Source organism: Pseudomonas cerasi (genome assembly GCF_027983475.1).
Classification (GTDB): Bacteria; Pseudomonadota; Gammaproteobacteria; order Pseudomonadales; family Pseudomonadaceae; genus Aquipseudomonas; species Aquipseudomonas cerasi.
The window spans coordinates 224,851-244,226 of the sequence record NZ_JAQJVM010000002.1; the positions used below are offsets into that span (position 1 = coordinate 224,851).

At 59.9% G+C, this 19,376-nt stretch carries 21 protein-coding genes; 10 read left to right on the forward strand and 11 right to left on the reverse strand.

From position 1 onward, the window contains the following. Positions 1-398 precede the first annotated feature (398 nt). The 8 genes from PI739_RS10110 (at position 399) to hemN (ending at position 7,939) form a co-directional block, all read left to right on the forward strand. Positions 399-650 (forward strand): type II toxin-antitoxin system prevent-host-death family antitoxin, encoded by a 252-nt coding sequence (locus PI739_RS10110; protein WP_002554250.1) that lies wholly within the window; start codon positions 399-401, stop codon positions 648-650. Beyond that, positions 650-1,102, forward strand: a complete 453-nt coding sequence (locus tag PI739_RS10115; protein ID WP_003436144.1) for a type II toxin-antitoxin system VapC family toxin — start codon at positions 650-652, stop codon at positions 1,100-1,102. The genes PI739_RS10110 and PI739_RS10115 overlap by 1 nt, the downstream gene beginning before the upstream one ends. A gap of 64 nt (positions 1,103-1,166) precedes the next feature. After that, a complete protein-coding gene (ccoG, locus tag PI739_RS10120) occupies positions 1,167-2,579 on the forward strand; it encodes a cytochrome c oxidase accessory protein CcoG (protein ID WP_054081570.1) in 1,413 nt (470 codons plus the stop codon). 10 nt (positions 2,580-2,589) lie between these two features. Further along, complete coding sequence (locus PI739_RS10125; protein WP_054081569.1) at positions 2,590-3,126, forward strand: FixH family protein; 537 nt, start codon at positions 2,590-2,592, stop codon at positions 3,124-3,126. A gap of 2 nt (positions 3,127-3,128) precedes the next feature. Next, a complete protein-coding gene (locus PI739_RS10130) occupies positions 3,129-5,603 on the forward strand; it encodes a heavy metal translocating P-type ATPase (protein ID WP_054081568.1) in 2,475 nt (824 codons plus the stop codon). After that, positions 5,582-5,785 carry a cbb3-type cytochrome oxidase assembly protein CcoS gene (gene ccoS / locus PI739_RS10135; protein ID WP_003370219.1) on the forward strand — a complete coding sequence of 68 codons (204 nt, stop codon included), beginning with the start codon at positions 5,582-5,584 and terminating at the stop codon, positions 5,783-5,785. The genes PI739_RS10130 and ccoS overlap by 22 nt, the downstream gene beginning before the upstream one ends. Further along, positions 5,778-6,461, forward strand: coding sequence for a sulfite exporter TauE/SafE family protein (locus tag PI739_RS10140; RefSeq protein WP_054081567.1), 684 nt, complete (start codon positions 5,778-5,780; stop codon positions 6,459-6,461). The genes ccoS and PI739_RS10140 overlap by 8 nt, the downstream gene beginning before the upstream one ends. Before the next feature lie 95 nt (positions 6,462-6,556). Next, positions 6,557-7,939 carry an oxygen-independent coproporphyrinogen III oxidase gene (gene hemN, locus PI739_RS10145; RefSeq protein WP_054081566.1) on the forward strand — a complete coding sequence of 461 codons (1,383 nt, stop codon included), beginning with the start codon at positions 6,557-6,559 and terminating at the stop codon, positions 7,937-7,939. 14 nt (positions 7,940-7,953) lie between these two features. On the opposite strand, the gene PI739_RS10150 is transcribed toward hemN, so the two are convergent. Then, entirely contained in the window at positions 7,954-8,421 is a 468-nt protein-coding gene (locus PI739_RS10150) for a hypothetical protein (RefSeq protein WP_003436132.1), read from the reverse strand. Between the two features lie 152 nt (positions 8,422-8,573). Here PI739_RS10150 and fnr point away from each other — a divergent pair, with 152 nt between their 5' ends. Beyond that, complete coding sequence (gene fnr, locus PI739_RS10155; RefSeq protein ID WP_003370208.1) at positions 8,574-9,308, forward strand: fumarate/nitrate reduction transcriptional regulator Fnr; 735 nt, start codon at positions 8,574-8,576, stop codon at positions 9,306-9,308. A gap of 61 nt (positions 9,309-9,369) precedes the next feature. Continuing rightward, positions 9,370-9,918 carry an adenine phosphoribosyltransferase gene (locus PI739_RS10160; RefSeq protein ID WP_003370206.1) on the forward strand — a complete coding sequence of 183 codons (549 nt, stop codon included), beginning with the start codon at positions 9,370-9,372 and terminating at the stop codon, positions 9,916-9,918. Between the two features lie 318 nt (positions 9,919-10,236). Here the strand turns inward: PI739_RS10160 and PI739_RS10165 are convergent, their stop codons facing one another. The 10 genes from PI739_RS10165 to PI739_RS10210 form a co-directional block, all read right to left on the reverse strand. Then, positions 10,237-10,638, reverse strand: coding sequence for a DUF2802 domain-containing protein (locus tag PI739_RS10165; RefSeq protein ID WP_003370204.1), 402 nt, complete (start codon positions 10,636-10,638; stop codon positions 10,237-10,239). Next, positions 10,639-11,118 carry a chemotaxis protein CheW gene (locus PI739_RS10170; RefSeq protein WP_003370201.1) on the reverse strand — a complete coding sequence of 160 codons (480 nt, stop codon included), beginning with the start codon at positions 11,116-11,118 and terminating at the stop codon, positions 10,639-10,641. A 57-nt stretch (positions 11,119-11,175) separates the two neighbouring features. Beyond that, positions 11,176-12,078: a CheW domain-containing protein gene (locus tag PI739_RS10175; protein WP_003436127.1), complete on the reverse strand. Its 903-nt coding sequence runs from the start codon at positions 12,076-12,078 to the stop codon at positions 11,176-11,178. Between the two features lie 75 nt (positions 12,079-12,153). Continuing rightward, positions 12,154-12,942, reverse strand: coding sequence for a ParA family protein (locus tag PI739_RS10180; protein WP_003370196.1), 789 nt, complete (start codon positions 12,940-12,942; stop codon positions 12,154-12,156). Between the two features lie 45 nt (positions 12,943-12,987). After that, positions 12,988-13,875: a flagellar motor protein MotD gene (gene motD / locus PI739_RS10185; RefSeq protein ID WP_003370193.1), complete on the reverse strand. Its 888-nt coding sequence runs from the start codon at positions 13,873-13,875 to the stop codon at positions 12,988-12,990. A 6-nt stretch (positions 13,876-13,881) separates the two neighbouring features. Further along, complete coding sequence (locus PI739_RS10190) at positions 13,882-14,622, reverse strand: flagellar motor protein (protein ID WP_003436124.1); 741 nt, start codon at positions 14,620-14,622, stop codon at positions 13,882-13,884. Then, entirely contained in the window at positions 14,622-15,782 is a 1,161-nt protein-coding gene (locus PI739_RS10195; RefSeq protein WP_003436116.1) for a protein-glutamate methylesterase/protein-glutamine glutaminase, read from the reverse strand. Before PI739_RS10195 ends, PI739_RS10190 begins: the two co-directional genes overlap by 1 nt. Before the next feature lie 50 nt (positions 15,783-15,832). Next, positions 15,833-18,109 (reverse strand): chemotaxis protein CheA, encoded by a 2,277-nt coding sequence (locus tag PI739_RS10200; RefSeq protein ID WP_054081565.1) that lies wholly within the window; start codon positions 18,107-18,109, stop codon positions 15,833-15,835. 33 nt (positions 18,110-18,142) lie between these two features. Continuing rightward, positions 18,143-18,928, reverse strand: a complete 786-nt coding sequence (locus tag PI739_RS10205; RefSeq protein ID WP_003370183.1) for a protein phosphatase CheZ — start codon at positions 18,926-18,928, stop codon at positions 18,143-18,145. 19 nt (positions 18,929-18,947) lie between these two features. Then, positions 18,948-19,322: a chemotaxis response regulator CheY gene (locus PI739_RS10210; protein ID WP_161420660.1), complete on the reverse strand. Its 375-nt coding sequence runs from the start codon at positions 19,320-19,322 to the stop codon at positions 18,948-18,950. Between the last annotated feature and the right edge of the window lie 54 nt (positions 19,323-19,376).

Consider the following 19,376-nt stretch of genomic DNA (forward strand, 5'->3'; position numbering starts at 1 on the left):
CTGATAGGTCGGCTATTAGATACCGATGGCAGTTCTTTGAGTGACAAACGGCACGACGTTTAATAAGTAGCCCAGTCATAGGGGCTGCTTATTACTCCACGCCTACGTGACGGGCTTCGGTAATAAATTTTGCATTTTTACAATCTGAAATACCAAGAGAAGCTGGCGACGCGCACTGACGCGCATGCAGATAAGCACTGCATACGCCGTAGTCAGCAAAGCTGACCCATATGCTGCGTCAGGAACCATCAGACCAAGTGGATTTTTAGCATCGGGATACCAGGCAAGCAGTGCGCGGTAGTAATTTGCGTCACTGCACGCATTGTAGTTACATCTCTACACGCTTAGAATTGCTCATTATGACAACGATGTGTCTGCCCATTCCAGAGGTCGCTTTCATGACAACAACCCTCTCAAGCCGCGAATTCAACCAAGACACCAGCGGGGCCAAGAAAGCGGCTAACGAAGGTCCGGTGTTCATTACCGACCGCGGCCGCCCGGCCCATGTGCTGCTTTGCATCGAGGATTACCTGAAGCTGACCGGCAGTGCGGCAAGCATCGCCGACATGCTGATAATGCCCACTGACATCGATATCGAGTTCGAGCCTCAGCGCGCCGTGATCACGCCCCGACAGGTTGACCTGTCCTGATGTTCCTGCTCGACACCGACGTGGTGTCCGAACTCAGAAAACGCAACGCCGATGCGAACGTGCTCCGTTGGTCGCGAACACAGATGGCCTCCAGCCTGTTCATCTCGTCCATCACGATTCTTGAGCTCGAAACAGGTATCCTGCGTATCGAACGCCGCGACCCGGCACAGGGCGCAGCATTGCGAATGTGGCTTGAGCAGCATGTAATGAAGGCGTTCGCCGGACGTATCCTGACAGTCGACACTCAGGTCGCAAGGCGCTGCGCGCAATTGCACGTTCCCGACCCGCGCAGCGAAAGCGATGCGCTGATCGCCGCCACTGCGCTGGTGCATGGCATGACCGTGGTCACACGCAACACAATGGACTTTCAGTCGTGCGGGGTCGCGCTGCTCAATCCCTGGGTCAGCCAGTTGAATGAAGAAGCGGCCGTTTATTCACGTGCATCACGTTGAACGCGGGTGTGAACCTGCCAGACCTTTATAGGCCGGGGCCAGGCCACCGCCGCTGGACTCATCGATGACCAAGCAGATTCCAGTACACGACATCACCCCGGCATCCGAAATAAACGGCGAATTCACCGACCTCTACGCTTCGCGCGAGAAAATCCAGACCCGCGCGTTCAAGGGTCTGTTTCGAAATGTGCGGATGCTCGGCGGCGCCCTGTTGCTGCTTATCTTCTTCGGCACGGTCTGGCTGAATCGAAGCGGGCATCAGGCGGTCTGGTGGAACCTGCCGGAACGCAAGTTCTACATCTTCGGCGCGACGTTCTGGCCACAGGATTTCATCCTCTTGTCCGGCATTCTGATCGTTGCAGCGTTCGGGCTGTTCTTCATCACCGTTTATGCCGGCCGGGTCTGGTGTGGCTATACCTGCCCGCAGAGTGTCTGGACCTGGATCTTCATGTGGTGCGAGAAAGTCACTGAAGGCGACCGCAACCAGCGTATCAGGCTCGACCATGCCCCGATGAGTGCCGGCAAACTGCTGCGCAAGTTCGCCAAGCACAGCCTGTGGCTGCTGATCGGGCTTGCCACCGGCATGACCTTCGTCGGGTATTTCTCACCCATCCGCGCGCTGTGCGTGGATCTGTTCACGGGCCAGGCGGATGGCTGGGCCTATTTCTGGGTCGGTTTCTTTACCCTGGCCACTTACCTGAATGCCGGCTGGCTGCGCGAACAGGTATGCATTTACATGTGCCCCTATGCGCGATTCCAGAGCGTGATGTTCGACAAGGACACACTGATCATCTCCTACGACCAGAATCGTGGCGAAGCCCGAGGCCCGCGCAAGAAGGAGGCTGATCCTCATGCACTGGGGCTGGGTGACTGTATCGACTGCACGATGTGCGTGCAGGTCTGCCCGACCGGCATCGACATTCGTGACGGCCTGCAGGTGGAGTGCATCAGCTGTGCGGCGTGCGTCGATGCCTGCGATACGGTCATGGACAAGATGGACTACCCTCGCGGCCTGATTCGCTACACCACCGAACACAATCTGTCCGGGCAACGCACCCGCACTCTGCGCCCACGTCTGGTCGGTTATGCGCTGGTCCTGCTGCTGATGATTGCGCTGCTGACGGCTGCTTTCTGCATGCGCACGCTGGTGGGTCTGGAGGTCAGCAAGGACCGCATGCTGTTCCGGGAAAACGCCGAAGGCCGGATCGAAAACGTCTACAGCCTGAAAGTGATGAACAAGGATCAGGTGGACCACACCTATGTGCTGCAGGCCAGCGGCCTGCCCGACCTGAGACTGCAGGGCCGTCGGGAAATCAGTGTCCCGGCGGGCGAAATCGTCAGCCTGCCGGTGGAGCTGTCCAGTGCGCCGGAAAAACTGCCGTCGCACAGCAACGAGGTAACCTTTACCCTCAAGGACATCGACAGCGATACTCAGGTCGAGACCCAAAGCCGCTTCCTCGGCCCACCCATTCGTTAAGAGCACCGTCATGCCCGCTGCGACTGCTGCAAGCCCCTGGTACCGGCACCTCTGGCCATGGATCATCATCGCCATCCTCACCGGTTCGGTGACCTTGAGCCTGTCGATGGTGTTCATCGCCGTGACCCACCCGGATCCGCTGGTCACCGATAACTATTACGAGGCCGGCAAAGGCATCAATCGCTCGTTGAATCGCGAAGTGCTCGCCCAGACCCTCAAACTGCACGCGCGCCTGCACCTGGATGAGCTGACCGGAGAAGTCGGGCTGGACCTGAGCGGCAACAGCAACCCGGAGCGTCTGGAACTCAACCTCATTTCGCCCACGCGCCCTGCCAGTGATCGCCGGGTGTTCCTGACCCGCAGCCCGTCGGAACCGGGCCGTTACATCGGTCAGTTGCAGGACAAGGTCGATGGTCGGCGTTTTGTGGAACTGCTGGGTGTCGAAGGCGAGCAGACCTGGCGCCTCTTCGAGGAGGAACAGATCGGCACTGACGACGTGACCCTGGGTGACGAGCCCCTGCAAGCCGCGCAACGCCGGAAAGACTGAGCGTGGCCAAGCCCTCCTCTCCTGCTCCGCTGCACTGCTACCACTGCGGCTTATCGGTTCCAGCGGGCAGCCATTTCAACGCGGTAGTGCTCGGTGCCACCCGACAGCTGTGCTGCCCCGGTTGTCAGGCAGTGACCGAGGCCATCGTCGCCAGCGGTCTGGACAACTATTACCGCCATCGCAGTGAAACCTCGGCCAACCCGGAAAGCCTGCCCAGCCAATCGTTCGAGGAACTGGTGCTCTACGACCGCACCGACGTACAGGCGCCCTTCGTGCGCCACGACGGCGACCTTTCAGAAGCCACCCTGCTTGTCGAAGGCATCAGTTGCGCGGCCTGCGGCTGGCTGATCGAGCAACGCTTGGGGCGGCTGCCAGCAGTGGCCGAAGCGCGCCTGAATCTGTCCACTCATCGCCTGCTGGTACGCTGGCACCCCGACCAGCTTGCGCTCAGCCAATTGCTGAGCGAGCTGCACGCGATTGGCTATGTCGCCCATCCATGGCAGGCCGACCGCGCAGCCGAACGCCTGGCGCGTGACAATCGTCTGGCGTTGCGACAACTGGGCGTAGCCGGCCTGCTGTGGTTTCAGGCCATGATGGCCACCATGGCCACCTGGCCGGAATTCAATATCGACCTCAGCCCGCAGATGCACACCATTCTGCGCTGGGTGGCGCTGTTTCTGACCACGCCGATCGTCTTCTACAGTTGCGCGCCATTCTTTCGCGGTGCCTTGCGCGACCTGCGCAGCCGTCACCTGACAATGGATGTCTCGGTGTCGCTGGCAATAGGCGCGGCCTACGCCGCGGGGATCTGGACCGCCGTCACCGGCGCTGGCGAGCTGTATTTCGATGCCGTCGGCATGTTTGCACTGTTCCTGCTGGCAGGACGTTACCTGGAACGCCGCGCCCGCGAGCGCACGGCAGCGGCCACGGCCCAACTGGTCAACGTGCTGCCCGCCTCATGCCTGCGCCTCAGCGACGACGGCCAGAGCCAGCGCATCATGCTCAGCGAACTGCACTTGGCCGATCGGGTGCTGGTACAGCCCGGTGCAGTGATACCGGCCGATGGCAAAATCCTTGAGGGTCGCTCCAGTATCGATGAATCGCTGTTGACCGGCGAATACTTGCCACAGATGCGCAGAGTGGGCGATGCGGTCACCGCAGGAACGCTGAATGTCGAAAGCCCACTGACCGTTGCCGTGACGGCGCTGGGCCACGAAACCCGTCTTTCGGCCATTGTCCGGCTGCTCGAACGCGCGCAGGCAGAAAAGCCCCGACTCGCGCAGATTGCCGACCGGGCGGCACAGACCTTTCTGCTGTTTTCGCTGATCGCGGCCGCACTGATCGGGGTGATCTGGTGGCAGCTGGACGCATCGCGCGCATTCTGGATCGTCCTGGCCATGCTCGTCGCCACCTGCCCCTGCGCACTCTCGTTGGCGACACCGACCGCCTTGACTGCGGCGACCGGCACGCTGCACAAACTCGGCCTGCTGCTGACCCGGGGTCATGTGCTCGAAGGCCTCAACCAGATCGACACGGTCATCTTCGACAAGACCGGCACTCTGACCGAAGGACGCCTGACGTTGCGCAGCATTCACCCATTGCGCGAGCTGGACGCCAATCGCTGCCTGGAACTGGCGGCGGCCCTGGAAAACCGCTCCGAGCACCCCATCGCCCGCGCGTTCGGTCGAGCACCAAAGGCTGCCGAAGAGGTGCTCAGCACACCGGGATTGGGGCTGGAAGGTCGTGTTGACGGGCATCTGCTGCGCATCGGCGAGGCGGCATTCGTCTGCGCGCTGAGCGGTGCTGAAACACCCTTGCCAACCGGGCGTTGCGGCCAATGGCTGTTGCTGGGCGATGCGCAGGGCCCGCTCGCATGGCTGGTGCTGGACGACCGACTGCGCGAGGATGCCGACATCCTGTTACAGGCATGCCGGTCGCGAGGCTGGAAAACGCTGCTGTTGTCAGGCGACAGCTCACCGATGGTTGACAGCGTCGCGCAGGCGCTGGGCATCGACGAGGCGCGTGGCGGCATGCGCCCGGACGATAAGCTGGAGGTGCTGCGCCGGCTTCAGGCTCAGGGGCGCAAGGTGCTGATGATCGGTGACGGGGTGAACGACGTACCGGTCATGGCAGCAGCCGACATCAGTGTGGCGATGGGCTCGGCCACCGACCTCGCCAAAACCAGCGCTGACGCGGTGCTGCTGTGCAACCGCCTCCCGGTGCTGATCGACGCGCTGAATCTGGCCCGACGCACGCGTAGCGTCATTATCGAAAACCTGCTCTGGGCCGGTCTGTACAATGGCCTCATGCTGCCCTTCGCGGCCCTGGGCTGGATCACTCCGGTGTGGGCGGCGATCGGCATGTCGATCAGTTCACTGACGGTAGTGCTCAACGCCTTGCGCCTGACCCGCCTGCCGCGTCGTGCCTCTGCCCCCCAATCTGCACCGGAGGTTTCATGCCCGCGCTTTACATCATGATCCCTGCCGCTCTGCTGCTGGTAGGCGTGGCGATCTACGTGTTCTTCTGGGCAGTGGACAGCGGTCAGTACGACGACATGGAAGGTCCGGCACACAGCATCTTGTTCGATGACACGCCGCCTGTGGAGCATGTCCCGCCTGAGTCTCCGCAGTCGGGCCCGGACGAGAAACGCGATGTCTGAACTCGCCTCGATGCTGTTCTCGGCGTTCATTCTCGGGCTGCTGGGCGGTGGTCACTGCCTGGGCATGTGCGGTGGCCTGATGGGCGCCCTGACGCTGGCCATCCCCAAGGAACAGCGCAGTCGCCGGTTTCGTTTGCTGCTGGCCTACAACCTAGGGCGCATTCTCAGTTACGCCGCAGCTGGCCTGTGTTCCGGACTGGTCGGCTGGGCGGTGGCACAAAGTCCGCTGGCGACGGGCTTGCGCATCGTCGCTGCCGTATTGCTGATCATGATGGGGCTGTACCTGGCCGGCTGGTGGAGCGGGCTCACTTATATAGAGCGTCTCGGCCGAGGCCTGTGGCGCTATTTGCAACCCTTGGCCAGTCGCCTGTTGCCGGTGTCCAGTGTGCCGCGCGCCGTGGTGCTCGGTGCGCTGTGGGGCTGGCTGCCTTGCGGGCTGGTCTACAGCGCCCTGCTGTGGGCCGCCAGTCAGGGCAACCCTCTCGACAGCGCGCTGCTGATGCTGGCCTTCGGGCTGGGCACCTGGCCGGTTCTGCTGGCCACCGGTCTGGCTGCCGAGCGCACCACGGTCTTGTTACGCAAGCGTGGTGTGCGCATGGCGGGAGGTTTGCTGGTGATGGTCTTCGGTGTCTGGACCTTGCCAGGCCCCCACCAGCACTGGCTGATGGGGCACTGACGCTGGCAACTCTTGCCACTTGATCCACATCAACGCCGCCCCCCGGCCTCCTGCGTATGCTCGCGACATCGCCAGCCAGACCGGGAAACGCGCGCATGTTTGACGCCATTCGTTGGGATTCAGACCTGATCCATCGTTACGATGTGGCGGGGCCGCGCTATACGTCCTATCCGACTGCAGCGCAGTTCGATACCCAAGTGGGCGCCTTCGACCTGCTGCATGCGCTGCGCGAAAGCCGCAAGGCATCACGTCCGTTGTCGCTTTACGTGCATCTGCCCTTCTGCGCGAACATTTGCTACTACTGCGCCTGCAACAAAGTCATCACCAAGGACCGCGGACGCGCTCAGGCCTACCTGAAACGGCTCGAACACGAGATGCGAATGCTCGCCTGTCACCTGGCGCCCGATCAGGTGGTAGAGCAACTGCACCTGGGCGGCGGCACGCCGACCTTTCTCAGTCACGACGAACTGCGCCGCTTGATGGCGCAACTGCGCTCACACTTCAACCTGCTGGACGACGATTCCGGCGACTATGGCATCGAGATTGATCCTCGCGAAGCGGACTGGTCGACGATGGGACTGCTGCGCGAGCTGGGTTTCAACCGGGTCAGCCTGGGCGTGCAGGACCTTGACCCGACGGTGCAGCGGGCGATCAACCGCATGCAAAGCCTGGAAGAGACCCGCGCGATAGTCGAAGCGGCGCGCACGCTGCAATTTCGTTCGGTGAATATTGATCTGATCTACGGCCTGCCCGCACAGAACCCGCAGACTTTCAGCCACACAGTGGACAAGGTCATCGATCTGCAGCCCGACCGGTTGTCGGTGTTCAACTATGCGCATCTGCCCGAGCGCTTCATGCCGCAGCGGCGCATCGACGCTGCGGATCTGCCGGATGCAGCGAGCAAACTGCTGATGCTGGAGCGCACCGTCGAGCAATTGGGCAACGCCGGTTATCGCTACATCGGCATGGACCATTTCGCCCTGCCCGACGACGAGCTGGCCATCGCTCAGGAAGACCTGACCCTGCAACGCAACTTTCAGGGCTATACCACGCACGGTCACTGCGACCTGATCGGCCTGGGTATCTCGGCCATCAGTCAGGTCGGTGAGCTGTACAGCCAGAACAGCAGCGACCTGAGCGAGTATCTGAGGCTGCTGGACAGCGACCAGCCCGCAACTCGACGTGGACTGATCTGCCACGATGACGACCGCATCAGGCGCGCCATCATTCAGCAATTGATCTGCGGCTTCACCCTGGATTTCGGCGAGATCGAGAAGACCTTTTGCATCGATTTCAGGGACTATTTCAGCGAAGCGTGGCCGCAACTGCTCGGCATGGCCAGCGACGGGCTGATTTCGCTGAGTGAGACGGGCATTGAAGTCAGACCGGCAGGCCGACTGCTGGTACGCGCAGTGTGCATGGTCTTCGATGCTTACCTGACCCGGCACAACAGACAGCAGTTCTCCCGAGTGATATGACCCGCGTCCAGGCTCTACATTTTGGCCAGAACCAGCATCCCCGCCTTGGTCTTGTCGGCGTCACTGGAGCCCAGGCCGTTCATGAGCGACGACATATCGGCCGTGGAATTGCTCACCTGCGCCTGCAACGTGCTGAGCACGGTCTGCAGTGCCGCGGCCTTGGTCCGTCGCTCCTCGGGGCTCAGGCTGGGGTCATTCAGGGCCTTCTGGATCTGCTCCATGGTTTCCTCGATCCTGCGCTGAAGCTCGCGAATCGCCTTGAGGATCTTCTGCACGGAAGCAGGCAGGCCGCTCTGCTCGATATCGGCGTTTTTGGAGGACGATGAAGCAGCCGCCTTGCCTTCTGCGGACAAATTGACCTGTATGCCCTTTGTCTCGCTTGCAGATGTCTCGGCAGTGCTTTGCTCGGCATAACTGTAGGTGGTCTGCGAGGTCGCAGTCCGTATCGTAATGCTGTTGATCAACGGGAGTGTCGTTGACATGCCAAGGCATCCTGATGTGGCTGAAGGAATACAGGGTTATCGGCAGACAGTCTGCGACCTTGATGACTGCGAAAGATTTGCGGGCTGGCCCCGACAAGCACGGGTGAGTTACCCTTACAGCTTATGTGTGATTTCCCACAAGGAATTAAGTGATGTCCGAGCCAGTCAAGTCGCGCGCTCAAACCCAGGCTCATTGCAAGGATTGCAGTCTCGCGCCGTTGTGCCTGCCCCTTTCGTTGAATACCGAAGACATGGACTGCCTTGACCAGATCGTCAAACGCGGCCGCCCCCTGAAAAAAGGCGAGTTTCTGTTTCGTCAGGGGGACACCTTCGAGTCGGTCTACGCGGTGCGTTCCGGGGCACTGAAAACCTTCAATATCAGTGACAGCGGTGAAGAACAGCTCACCGGCTTTCACCTTCCCAGCGAACTGGTGGGCATGTCAGGCATGGACGCCGAGGCTTACCCGGTCTCGGCGCAGGCACTGGAAACCACATCGGTCTGCGAGATCCCTTTCGAGCGTCTGGACGAACTGTCCGTGAAACTGCCGCAGCTGCGTCGGCAGTTGATGCGCGTCATGAGCCGTGAGATCCGCGACGATCAGCAAATGATGCTGCTGCTCTCGAAAAAGACCGCCGATGAGCGTATCGCCACCTTTCTGATCAATCTGTCTGCACGCTTCCGCGCCAGAGGCTTTTCGGCCAATCAGTTCCGACTGAGCATGTCGCGCAATGAAATCGGTAATCACCTGGGTCTGGCAGTCGAGACGGTGTCCCGTGTATTCACCCGGTTCCAGCAAAATCAGCTGATTTCTGCCGAGGGCAAAGAGATTCACATCCTCGCCCCCATCGAGCTGTGTGCGCTGGCTGGCGGGTCGATGCAAAGCTGAAACGTGCGATCTTTGGCGGGTCGGCTTAAACTGTCGGCCAAAACTGCCATGGAACCCCCTGATGACTTTCGATCAATCGAACTTCAAATCCCTCATCCGCCCGGTCGTGGACTTTCCCAAGCCGGGCGTGGTCTTCCGCGATATCACGCCCCTGTTCCAATCGCCCAAGGCCACCCGTCAGGTGATTGACAGCTTCGTGCAGCGCTACATCGATGCCGAGTTCAGCCATATCGGCGTCATGGACGCGCGGGGGTTTCTGATTGGTTCGGTGGTTGCCTATCAGTTGAACAAGCCGCTGGTGCTGTTCCGCAAACAAGGCAAACTGCCTGCCGATGTACTGTCAGAGGCGTATCAGACCGAATACGGCGAAGCGTATCTGGAGGTGCATGCCGACAGCCTGTGCGAAGGTGACTCGGTCATCATGTTCGATGACCTGATCGCGACCGGAGGCACGCTGATCGCCGCCGCCAATTTGATCCGCCGTATGGGTGCCGAAGTGTACGAGGCCGCTGCGATTATCGACCTGCCGGAACTGGGCGGTTCCAAGCGTCTTAACGACCTGAAGATCCCGACGTTCTGTCTGACCGAGTTTGCGCTGGACGAGCAGTAAGGGCGCAGGGACTGAGTTACAGGTTCCAAACTCTCCAGCGCTCACGGCTATCGTAAATGCGCTTTTTTATCGCGATGGCACTGACGACGCAGAGTGCGACGTTAGTGACAGGACGAAGGAACCCGACGAAGTGGGGCCGGAAACAGGAGCGAGGGGGTTTGGTTACTTTGGCACGTCAAAGTAACTCGCCGAGGGGCGAAAAGGTGACCTGAGTCGAACCCCAATCTACCTGACATCACAGAACCACTGTGTGACGCGGAGCGTCACGAACTGCATTCCCACGCGGAGCATGGGAACGATAGCCATACGAACGAGAAACTAGCTCGCTGTATTACCGTGCAGTTTGGTCATCAATTGCGCTTCGGCCTGGGTCAGGCCGCAGGACTGGGTCAGCTCGTCGATGCTGGCACCCATGCCGACCAGACGGGCGGCCTGGGCGAAGGACAGCGTGGAGGGATCGCGCTGCTCCAGGGCGGTGAGCTTGTCGGGCAACGGCGCAACGACGGCACGCAGCTCATGCAACGCTTCGCCCATGCGCACCGTGCCGTTCTGGTAGTTGTCCAGACGCCTGGCCAACTCCTTGATCCGCTGATCCCGCAAGGCAGCCGCCTCGTCACGCCCGGCGTCGAGCTTGCGCTGACGCCTGGTATGGGCCAGGAACATAAACAGGGTGACAACCCAGAGAATGCCCAGGAAGACGACAGCTACCTCAAAGATCAATCAGATGTTCTCCAGCTCGGACCACTCTTCTTCGGACATCATTTTGTCCAGTTCAACCAGAATCAACAGTTCGCCGTTCTTGTTGCAAACGCCCTGAATGAACTTGGCCGATTCGTCGTTACCGACGTTAGGCGCAGTTTCAACTTCTGACTGACGCAAGTAAACCACTTCCGCCACGCTGTCGACCAGGATACCGACCACTTGCTTGTCGGCTTCGATGATCACGATACGCGTATTGTCGCTGACTTCAACCGGGGCCAGACCAAAACGCTGACGGGTATCGATCACGGTCACGACGTTACCGCGCAGGTTGATAATGCCCAGTACGTAGCTTGGCGCACCCGGCACCGGGGCGATTTCAGTGTAGCGCAGCACTTCCTGCACCTGCATTACGTTGATGCCATAGGACTCGTTGTCCAGGCGGAACGTAACCCATTGCAGAATAGGATCTTCGGAACCTTGTGCAGACGACTTATTCATAACCCCAACCCCTCACGTGTGTTCTTTGCAGGTGACGCCACTGGCACCGACCCATGATTATTTCGACTTGTTCAACTGCTTGACCGCGCCACTGGCTATCAGCTCGGCCAACTCTGCAACATCCAGCAACGCGCACATGTGCTCGATGACCGTGCCCGCCAGCCATGGACGATGACCTCGCTGCGCGCGCCATTTGATCTCGTTCGGATCAAGACGCAACGAACGACTGACCTGATGCACCGCCAGCCCCCACTCGTATCCCTGCACCGAAATCACGTACTGCAATCCCTGGCGAAAATCGTCGCGGTAGCGATCAGGCATGATCCAGCGCGCCGTATCCAACACTTTCAGGTTGCCTGCCTGACAAGGCAGGATCCCGAGAAACCAGTCCGGCTGACCGAACAGCGGCGTCAGCTCCTGCCCCGCCAGCGGATAAATCGACCCCAGGCACACCAACGGAACCGCCAGTGTCAGACCGGCCACATCGAACAACAGGCATTCGAACGGCTCGGCAGCCCATGCCGGACGACCATCACTGGTCGGCGGTGGTGTCGGTGTACGCTGGGCTGCCAGCGTGCTCAACTCGGCGACCGGTTCTACCAGCGCAACGGTTGGCACTGCCTCCTCAACCTGAGCCACTTCAACCTGCAGCGCTTCGGCAACGATCACCGGAGCGACTTCAACCACTGGCGCAGGCGCCTCAACCTTGACCGCTACCGCCACCGGAGCCGGTGCGGCAACGGCGACGGCCAGCGGCTTGATCTGCGCTTGCATCCGCGCATCAAAGGCCTGCTCTTCGAGCACAGCCGCCTGAAATTCATCGATGCTGCTGACGGGCTCTTCGAGCACTTCAGTCGCGTCGTACAACAATGCGTCCAGGTAGGACTGCAAAGCCAGTTTGGGTCGTGTTGCAACTTCTACAGGGCGGTTCATACCGGGGCCCAACAAAAAATGGAGCATGTGCAGCCTGATACAGTTATCGGCCGCATTGAGGCATCACTTGAGCAAACAATGTAGAAAGAGTAGACGTTCACGTCAGGCCACCTGCGCATTGAGCTGCTCGGCGAGCATATGCTTGAGCAATGCCCGGTAAGCGATCACACCACGACTCTTGCTGTCGTTCTGCGACGGCGTAAGCCCCAGTCGGCTGGCATCGCGCAATCGTGTATCGACCGGCACATAGGCTTGCCAGACATGCTCGGGGAAGCTGTCGCGCAGCAATTTCAAGGTGCCCAGCGATGCCTGGGTACGACGGTCGAACAATGTCGGCACGATGGTATAAGGCAGCGGCACCTTGCGCGAACGGTTGATCATGGTCAGCGTATTGACCATGCGCTCCAGACCTTTCACGGCCAGAAACTCGGTCTGCACCGGAATCGCCAGCTGCTGGCTGGCCGCCAGAGCATTGACCATGAGAACGCCCAGCAGCGGCGGACTGTCGATCAACGCATAGTCAAAATCCTGCCACAACTGAGCCAGACTTTTTGCGACAACCAGGCCCAGGCCGCTCTGACCCGGTGATTGACGCTCCAGTGTGGCGAGCGCGGTGCTGGAGGGTATCAGCGAGATACGTTTATCGCTGGTAGGCAGCAGCAACTGGCCGGGAAGACCCTCCGGCACCGCGCCTTTATGCAGAAACAGATCGAAAGCACTGTGTTCCAGTTCGTCCGGGTTATGCCCGAAATAACTGGTCATGGAGCCGTGAGGGTCCAGATCGACCACGACCACGCGCTTGCCTGAATCGGCCAGCAAACCGGCCAGGGCAATGGTCGTGGTGGTCTTTCCGACTCCACCTTTCTGGTTGGCTACTGCCCAGACTCTCATTAATGTTTTTCCTTCCGTACAGCGACGACCATACCGATACGATGTTTAGGGGGCGGGTGACGGAGAATTGACGGCGTTCGCGCGTACCGGCGGCTTTGCTGGCACCGGTGCAGTTTGTGTGCCAGCACGCCTCAATGCGGCATCCGGTTGCACATTGGCCGATCCAGCACTGGTCAGGCTGCGGCGAACATCCAGATTGCGCGAGATAACCAGCACTACACGGCGGTTCTTGGCGCGTCCGACGGTGCTGGTGTTGGGGGCGATCGGCTGAAACTCACCATAGCCCACCGAAGCGAGACGCGCCGGATTGACACCGTCCATGGCGAGCATGCGCACAATGCTGGCAGAACGTGCTGAAGACAGCTCCCAGTTGGTCGGAAATTGTGCAGTGCTGATCGGCTGGTCGTCGGTAAAGCCCTCGACATGGATCGGGTTGTCGAAGCGTTTGACGATCCCGGCGACCTTTTCGATGATGGTGAAGGCCTTGTCGCTGGGCATCGCATCGCCACTGCCGAAAAGCATGCTGGAGTTGAGTTCGATCTCGATCCACAGTTCGTTGCCGCGCACAGTCATCTGGTCGGACTTGATCAGGTCACCGAACGCATCGCGCACGTCCTGGGCAATGGTCTGCAACGGGTCATCGGACGCCTGACCTATGCCTGCGTCAGTCTGCTCGCTGTCCTTGACCAGCGGCTCGGCGGGCTTGACTGAAACCGGGCGCTGCTCACCGATGGGGATCGGCTTCATGGTGCGTTCGGTGTCATTGAACACACCGACCAATGCCTGGGACAGAATCTTGTACTTGCCTTCGTTGACCGAGGAAATCGAGTACATCACCACGAAAAACGCGAACAGCAAGGTAATGAAGTCGGCATACGACACCAGCCAGCGTTCGTGATTTTCATGTTCTTCGACCTGACGACGGCGAGCCATGCGCTGTTACTCCATGAAGCCTTGCAGCTTGAGTTCGATGGAGCGCGGGTTCTCACCCTCGGCGATGGACAACAGACCTTCAAGCAACATTTCGCGATAGCGCGCCTGACGGTGGGCGATGGCCTTGAGCTTATTCGCCACTGGCAGGAGGATCAGGTTGGCCATGGCCACGCCATAGATCGTGGCAACGAAGGCGACGGCGATACCGCTGCCCAGTTGACTGGGGTCAGCCAGGTTGCCCATGACATGAATCAGGCCCATGACCGCGCCGATGATACCCACGGTCGGCGCGTAGCCGCCCATGCTTTCGAATACTTTCGCAGCCTGGATATCGCGGGTTTCCTGGGTGATGAAATCCACTTCAAGAATGCTGCGAATCGCTGCAGGCTCGGCACCGTCGACCAACAGTTGCAACCCTTTGCGGGCATAACCGTCGGGCTCGGAATCGGCTACGGTTTCAAGACCCAGCAAGCCCTCTTTGCGGGCGGTCATGCTCCAGCCGATGACCCGGTCAACCCCACCGGGCAGATCGATACGTGGCGGGAAAATGATCCAGTGGATGATTTTCATGGCACGCATGAACGCACTCATCGGCGACTGCAACAGCGAAGCACCGAGCGTACCGCCCAGCACGATCAGAGCTGCCGGGCCATTGAGCAAGGCACCGAGGTGCCCGCCTTCGAGAAAATTACCACCAATGATTGCGACAAACGCCAGAATCAGACCGATAAGGCTCAGTACATCCATCAGAGACAGGCCTCTACCAAGTGCCGACCGATGTCGTCGAGGCTGTAGATCGCATCCGCGAGTTCGGCCTTGACGATGGCCATCGGCATGCCATAAATCACGCAGCTCGCTTCATCCTGCGCCCACACGGTACTGCCGGCCTGCTTGAGCAGTCGCGCGCCCTCGCGGCCGTCGGCACCCATACCAGTCAGGACCACCGAGAGCACCTTGTCGCCGTAGGACTTGGCAGCCGAGCCAAAGGTGATGTCGACGCACGGCTTGTAATTGAGACGTTCGTCGCCCGGCAGAATCTTCACCGTACCGCGCCCGTCAACCATCATCTGCTTGCCACCCGGCGCCAGCAGCGCCAGGCCAGGACGCAGCACGTCGCCGTCTTCCGCTTCCTTGACGCTGATCTTGCAGAGCTTGTCGAGACGTTCGGCAAATGCCTTGGTAAACGCCGCAGGCATATGCTGAATCAGCACCAGTGGTGCCGGAAAATTGGCTGGCAATTGAGTCAGCACCCGTTGCAGCGCGACCGGACCGCCGGTTGAGGTGCCGATGGCCACCAGTTTGTAGGCCTTACGCTTGGCTGTGCCTGAAGTAGTCGGGTGCGCCGGCGCATGAGTGGCCGGAGCAGCCGGAGCCGCAGCAGGTGTCGCCGTGCGTGACGGCACCGTCCTGGCAGGTGCAGGGGCTGGCGCAGACGCGCGGCTGGACAACGTCGAAGGAGCCGGTGCGGCCGGAGCTGCACTGGCTGAACCGAAGCCGCTGGAACGGCGGTTGCTGCGTGAAATGCTGTTGATTTTCTCGCACAGCAGTTGCTTGACCTTCTGCGGATTGCGCGAGATATCTTCGAAATTCTTGGGCAGGAAATCCACCGCACCGGCGTCAAGAGCATCCAGCGTCACGCGCGCACCTTCGTGCGTCAGCGACGAGAACATCAATACCGGGGTAGGGATACGCTGCATGATGTGGCGAACTGCCGTAATGCCATCCATCATCGGCATTTCGTAGTCCATGGTGATGACATCCGGCTTGAGTGCCAGCGCCTGCTCAATCGCTTCCTTGCCGTTGGTGGCGGTGCCGACAACTACAATGTTGGGGTCCGAAGAAAGAATTTCCGTAACGCGGCGGCGGAAAAAACCGGAATCATCCACCACCAGGACCTTGACTGCCATAAACACTCCAATAGGTGTCGCAGGCAGCCAGGCTGCCCGCAACCCCGGGTTCAGATACGCCGTGCGGCGTAACGCTTGAGCATGCTCGGTACATCGAGAATCAGGGCAATGCGACCGTCACCGGTGATGGTGGCGCCCGACATGCCCGGCGTACCTTGCAGCATCTTGCCCAGCGGTTTGATGACCACTTCTTCCTGACCGACCAGCTGATCGACGACAAAACCGATGCGCTGAGTGCCGACCGTCAGGATCACTACGTGCCCTTCGTGCTGTTCCTCATGAGCCGCAGAACTGACCAGCCAGCGCTTGAGGTAGAACAGCGGCAAGGCCTTGTCACGTACGATCACCACTTCCTGGCCATCAACCACGTTGGTAGTCGACAGGTTCAGGTGGAAGATTTCGTTGACGTTGACCAGCGGGAAAGCGAAGGCCTGGTTGCCCAGCATCACCATCAGGGTCGGCATGATCGCCAGGGTCAACGGCACCTTGATGACGATCTTCGAACCCTGGCCCTTGGTCGAATAGATATTAATCGAGCCATTGAGCTGGGAGATCTTGGTCTTGACCACGTCCATGCCCACACCGCGACCCGACACATCGGAAATCTCGGTCTTGGTCGAGAAGCCCGGCGCGAAGATCAGGTTGTAGCAATCGGTGTCACTCAACCGATCGGCTGCATCCTTGTCCATGACGCCGCGTTTCACAGCAATGGAGCGCAGGACGTTAGGGTCCATGCCCTTACCGTCATCGGAGATCGACAGCAGGATATGGTCGCCTTCCTGCTCCGCCGAAAGGATCACACGACCGCCGCGGGACTTGCCCGTGGCTTCGCGCTCTTCCGGCGTTTCGATACCGTGGTCGACAGCGTTGCGCACCAAGTGGACCAGCGGATCGGCGAGCGCCTCTACGAGGTTCTTGTCGAGGTCGGTCTCTTCACCGACCAGCTCCAGGTTGATCTCTTTCTTGAGCTGGCGAGCCAGGTCGCGAACCAGACGCGGGAAGCGACCGAAGACTTTCTTGATCGGCTGCATGCGGGTTTTCATCACCGCAGTCTGCAGATCGGCGGTGACCACATCCAGGTTGGAAACCGCCTTGGACATGGCTTCATCGCCGCTGTTGAGACCCAGGCGTACCAGGCGGTTACGCACCAGCACCAGCTCGCCGACCATGTTCATGATCTCGTCCAGTCGGGCGGTATCGACACGAACCGTGGTTTCGGCTTCTGTCGCCACCGGCTTTTCGCCGCTGGGTGCAGGAGCGCGCGCAGGGGCTGGCGCCGAAGCAGGTTTGGCCGGCTCTGCTTTCGCAGCAGGCGCCGGAGCAGGCTTGGCAGCAGGTGGCGGCGGTGGCGGAGCAGCCGCTGCGGCTGCCGGAGCAGATGCCTTGGCAACAATCGCCTCAGGCTCGAACTTGCCCTTGCCGTGCAATTCGTCGAGCAGGTTTTCAAATTCGTGATCGGTGATTTCGTCCGACGCGGCCGCAGCAGCGGGCGCCTTGGCAGCAACGGCTACGGGTGCAGCAGCTGCTGGCGTCGCTACCGCGGCGTCAAACGAACCTTTGCCGTGCAGTTGATCGAGCAACGCTTCGAATTCGTCGTCGGTGATTTCGTCACCGGCAGGCGCTGCACTGCCCTGCGCCACAGGTGCAGGGGCCGGAGCGGTTGCAGCATCGGCCGCAAATTTGCCCTTGCCATGCAACTGATCAAGCAGGGATTCAAATTCCTGATCGGTGATTTCGTCACCCGCCGGCGCAGCCGCTGCTGCTGGCGCCTGTGCAGGCGCTGCAGACACCGGGCTGGAGCCGTGCAGCGAATCGAGCAGTTGCTCGAATTCATCATCGGTAATCTCGTCGCCAGCCGCTGGCTCTGCAACCGCAGCAGCCTGGACTTCGACCACCGGCTCGGGCTCTGGCTCGGGAGCCGCGGCCTCGTCGGCGGATTGTGGCTCGGCCAGACGCGACAGCGCGGCCAGCAGTTCTGGCGTCGCCGGAGTTACGTCAGTCCGTTCACGTACCTGACCGAACATGCTGTTGACGGTGTCCAGTGCTTCCAGGACCACGTCCATCAGTTCGGAATCAACGCGACGCTCACCCTTGCGCAGGATGTCGAACACGTTTTCGGCGATGTGGCAGCACTCCACCAGCTCATGGAGCTGGAGGAAGCCGGCGCCCCCTTTTACAGTGTGAAAACCGCGAAAAATTGCATTGAGCAGATCAGCATCATCCGGTCGGCTTTCCAGCTCGACCAATTGCTCTGACAACTGCTCCAGAATTTCGCCGGCCTCTACCAGAAAATCCTGAAGGATTTCTTCATCGGCGCCGAAGCTCATGGGGTGCTCCCTAAAATTAACCGTCTACAGATCTTAGAAGCCGAGGCTCGATAGCAGATCGTCTACATCATCCTGTCCGGATACGACGTCTTCACGTTTATCGGCATGAATCTGCGGACCTTCACCCTGAGTGAGATGTTTTTTAGGATCTTTTTCATCGAGGATGGATTGTTCGTCATGTTCGATGCCTGCGAAGCGATCGACATGACTGGCCATGAGCACCAGTTTGAGCAGATTGCTCTCGACTTCGGTCACCAGTTGCGTCACACGCTTGATGACCTGACCGGTAAGGTCCTGGTAATCCTGGGCGAGCAGAATGTCGTTGAGATGCGCGGAAACCTGATGGGTTTCCTTCTCGGTACGCGTCAGAAAACCATCGACCCGCTTGGCCAGCTCGCGGAACTCTTCGGCACCGATTTCGCGGCGCATGAAACGTCCCCAGTCATCGCTCAACGCCTTGGCGTCGGAACTCAGGCCGTTCATGACCGGCGTACTCTCTTCCACCAGGTCCATGGTGCGGTTGGCCGCATTCTCGGTCAGCCTCACCACATACGACAGGCGTTCGGTAGCATCCGTGATCTGCGACACTTCCTCGGCTTGAGGCATGTGCGGATCGATGTGAAAGTTTACGATTGCACTGTGCAGCTCACGAGTCAGCTTGCCCACTTCCTGATAAAGGCCGCGGTCGCGTGTCTGGTTGAGTTCGTGGATCAGTTGCACAGCGTCACCGAAACGACCCTTTTCAAGGCTGGTGACAAGTTCCTGCGCGTGTCTTTTTAAGGTCGACTCAAAGTCGGCCATCGAATCATTGTTATCCATAGCGCCCTCGCGGCTTGCATCAGCTATTGACGCGTTCAAAGATCTTGTCGATCTTGTCTTTCAGGGCTTGGGCAGTGAATGGCTTGACTACATAACCGTTCACCCCAGCCTGGGCAGCTTCAATGATCTGCTCACGCTTGGCTTCGGCAGTGACCATCAGCACGGGAAGGCTCTTGAGGCGTTCGTCCTTGCGGACTTCGCGCAGCAGATCGATACCGGACATGCCAGGCATGTTCCAGTCCGTCACCAGAAAGTCAAAGGCACCGCTCTGCAGCATCGGCAATGCGGTCAGACCATCGTCCGCTTCCGATGTGTTGGTAAACCCCAGATCACGCAAAAGGTTCTTGATGATCCGCCGCATCGTTGAGAAGTCATCAACGATGAGGATTTTCATGTTCTTGTCCAATTCGACCTCCAAGCAGTCTTTAACGCATTCAGCACCTGAACA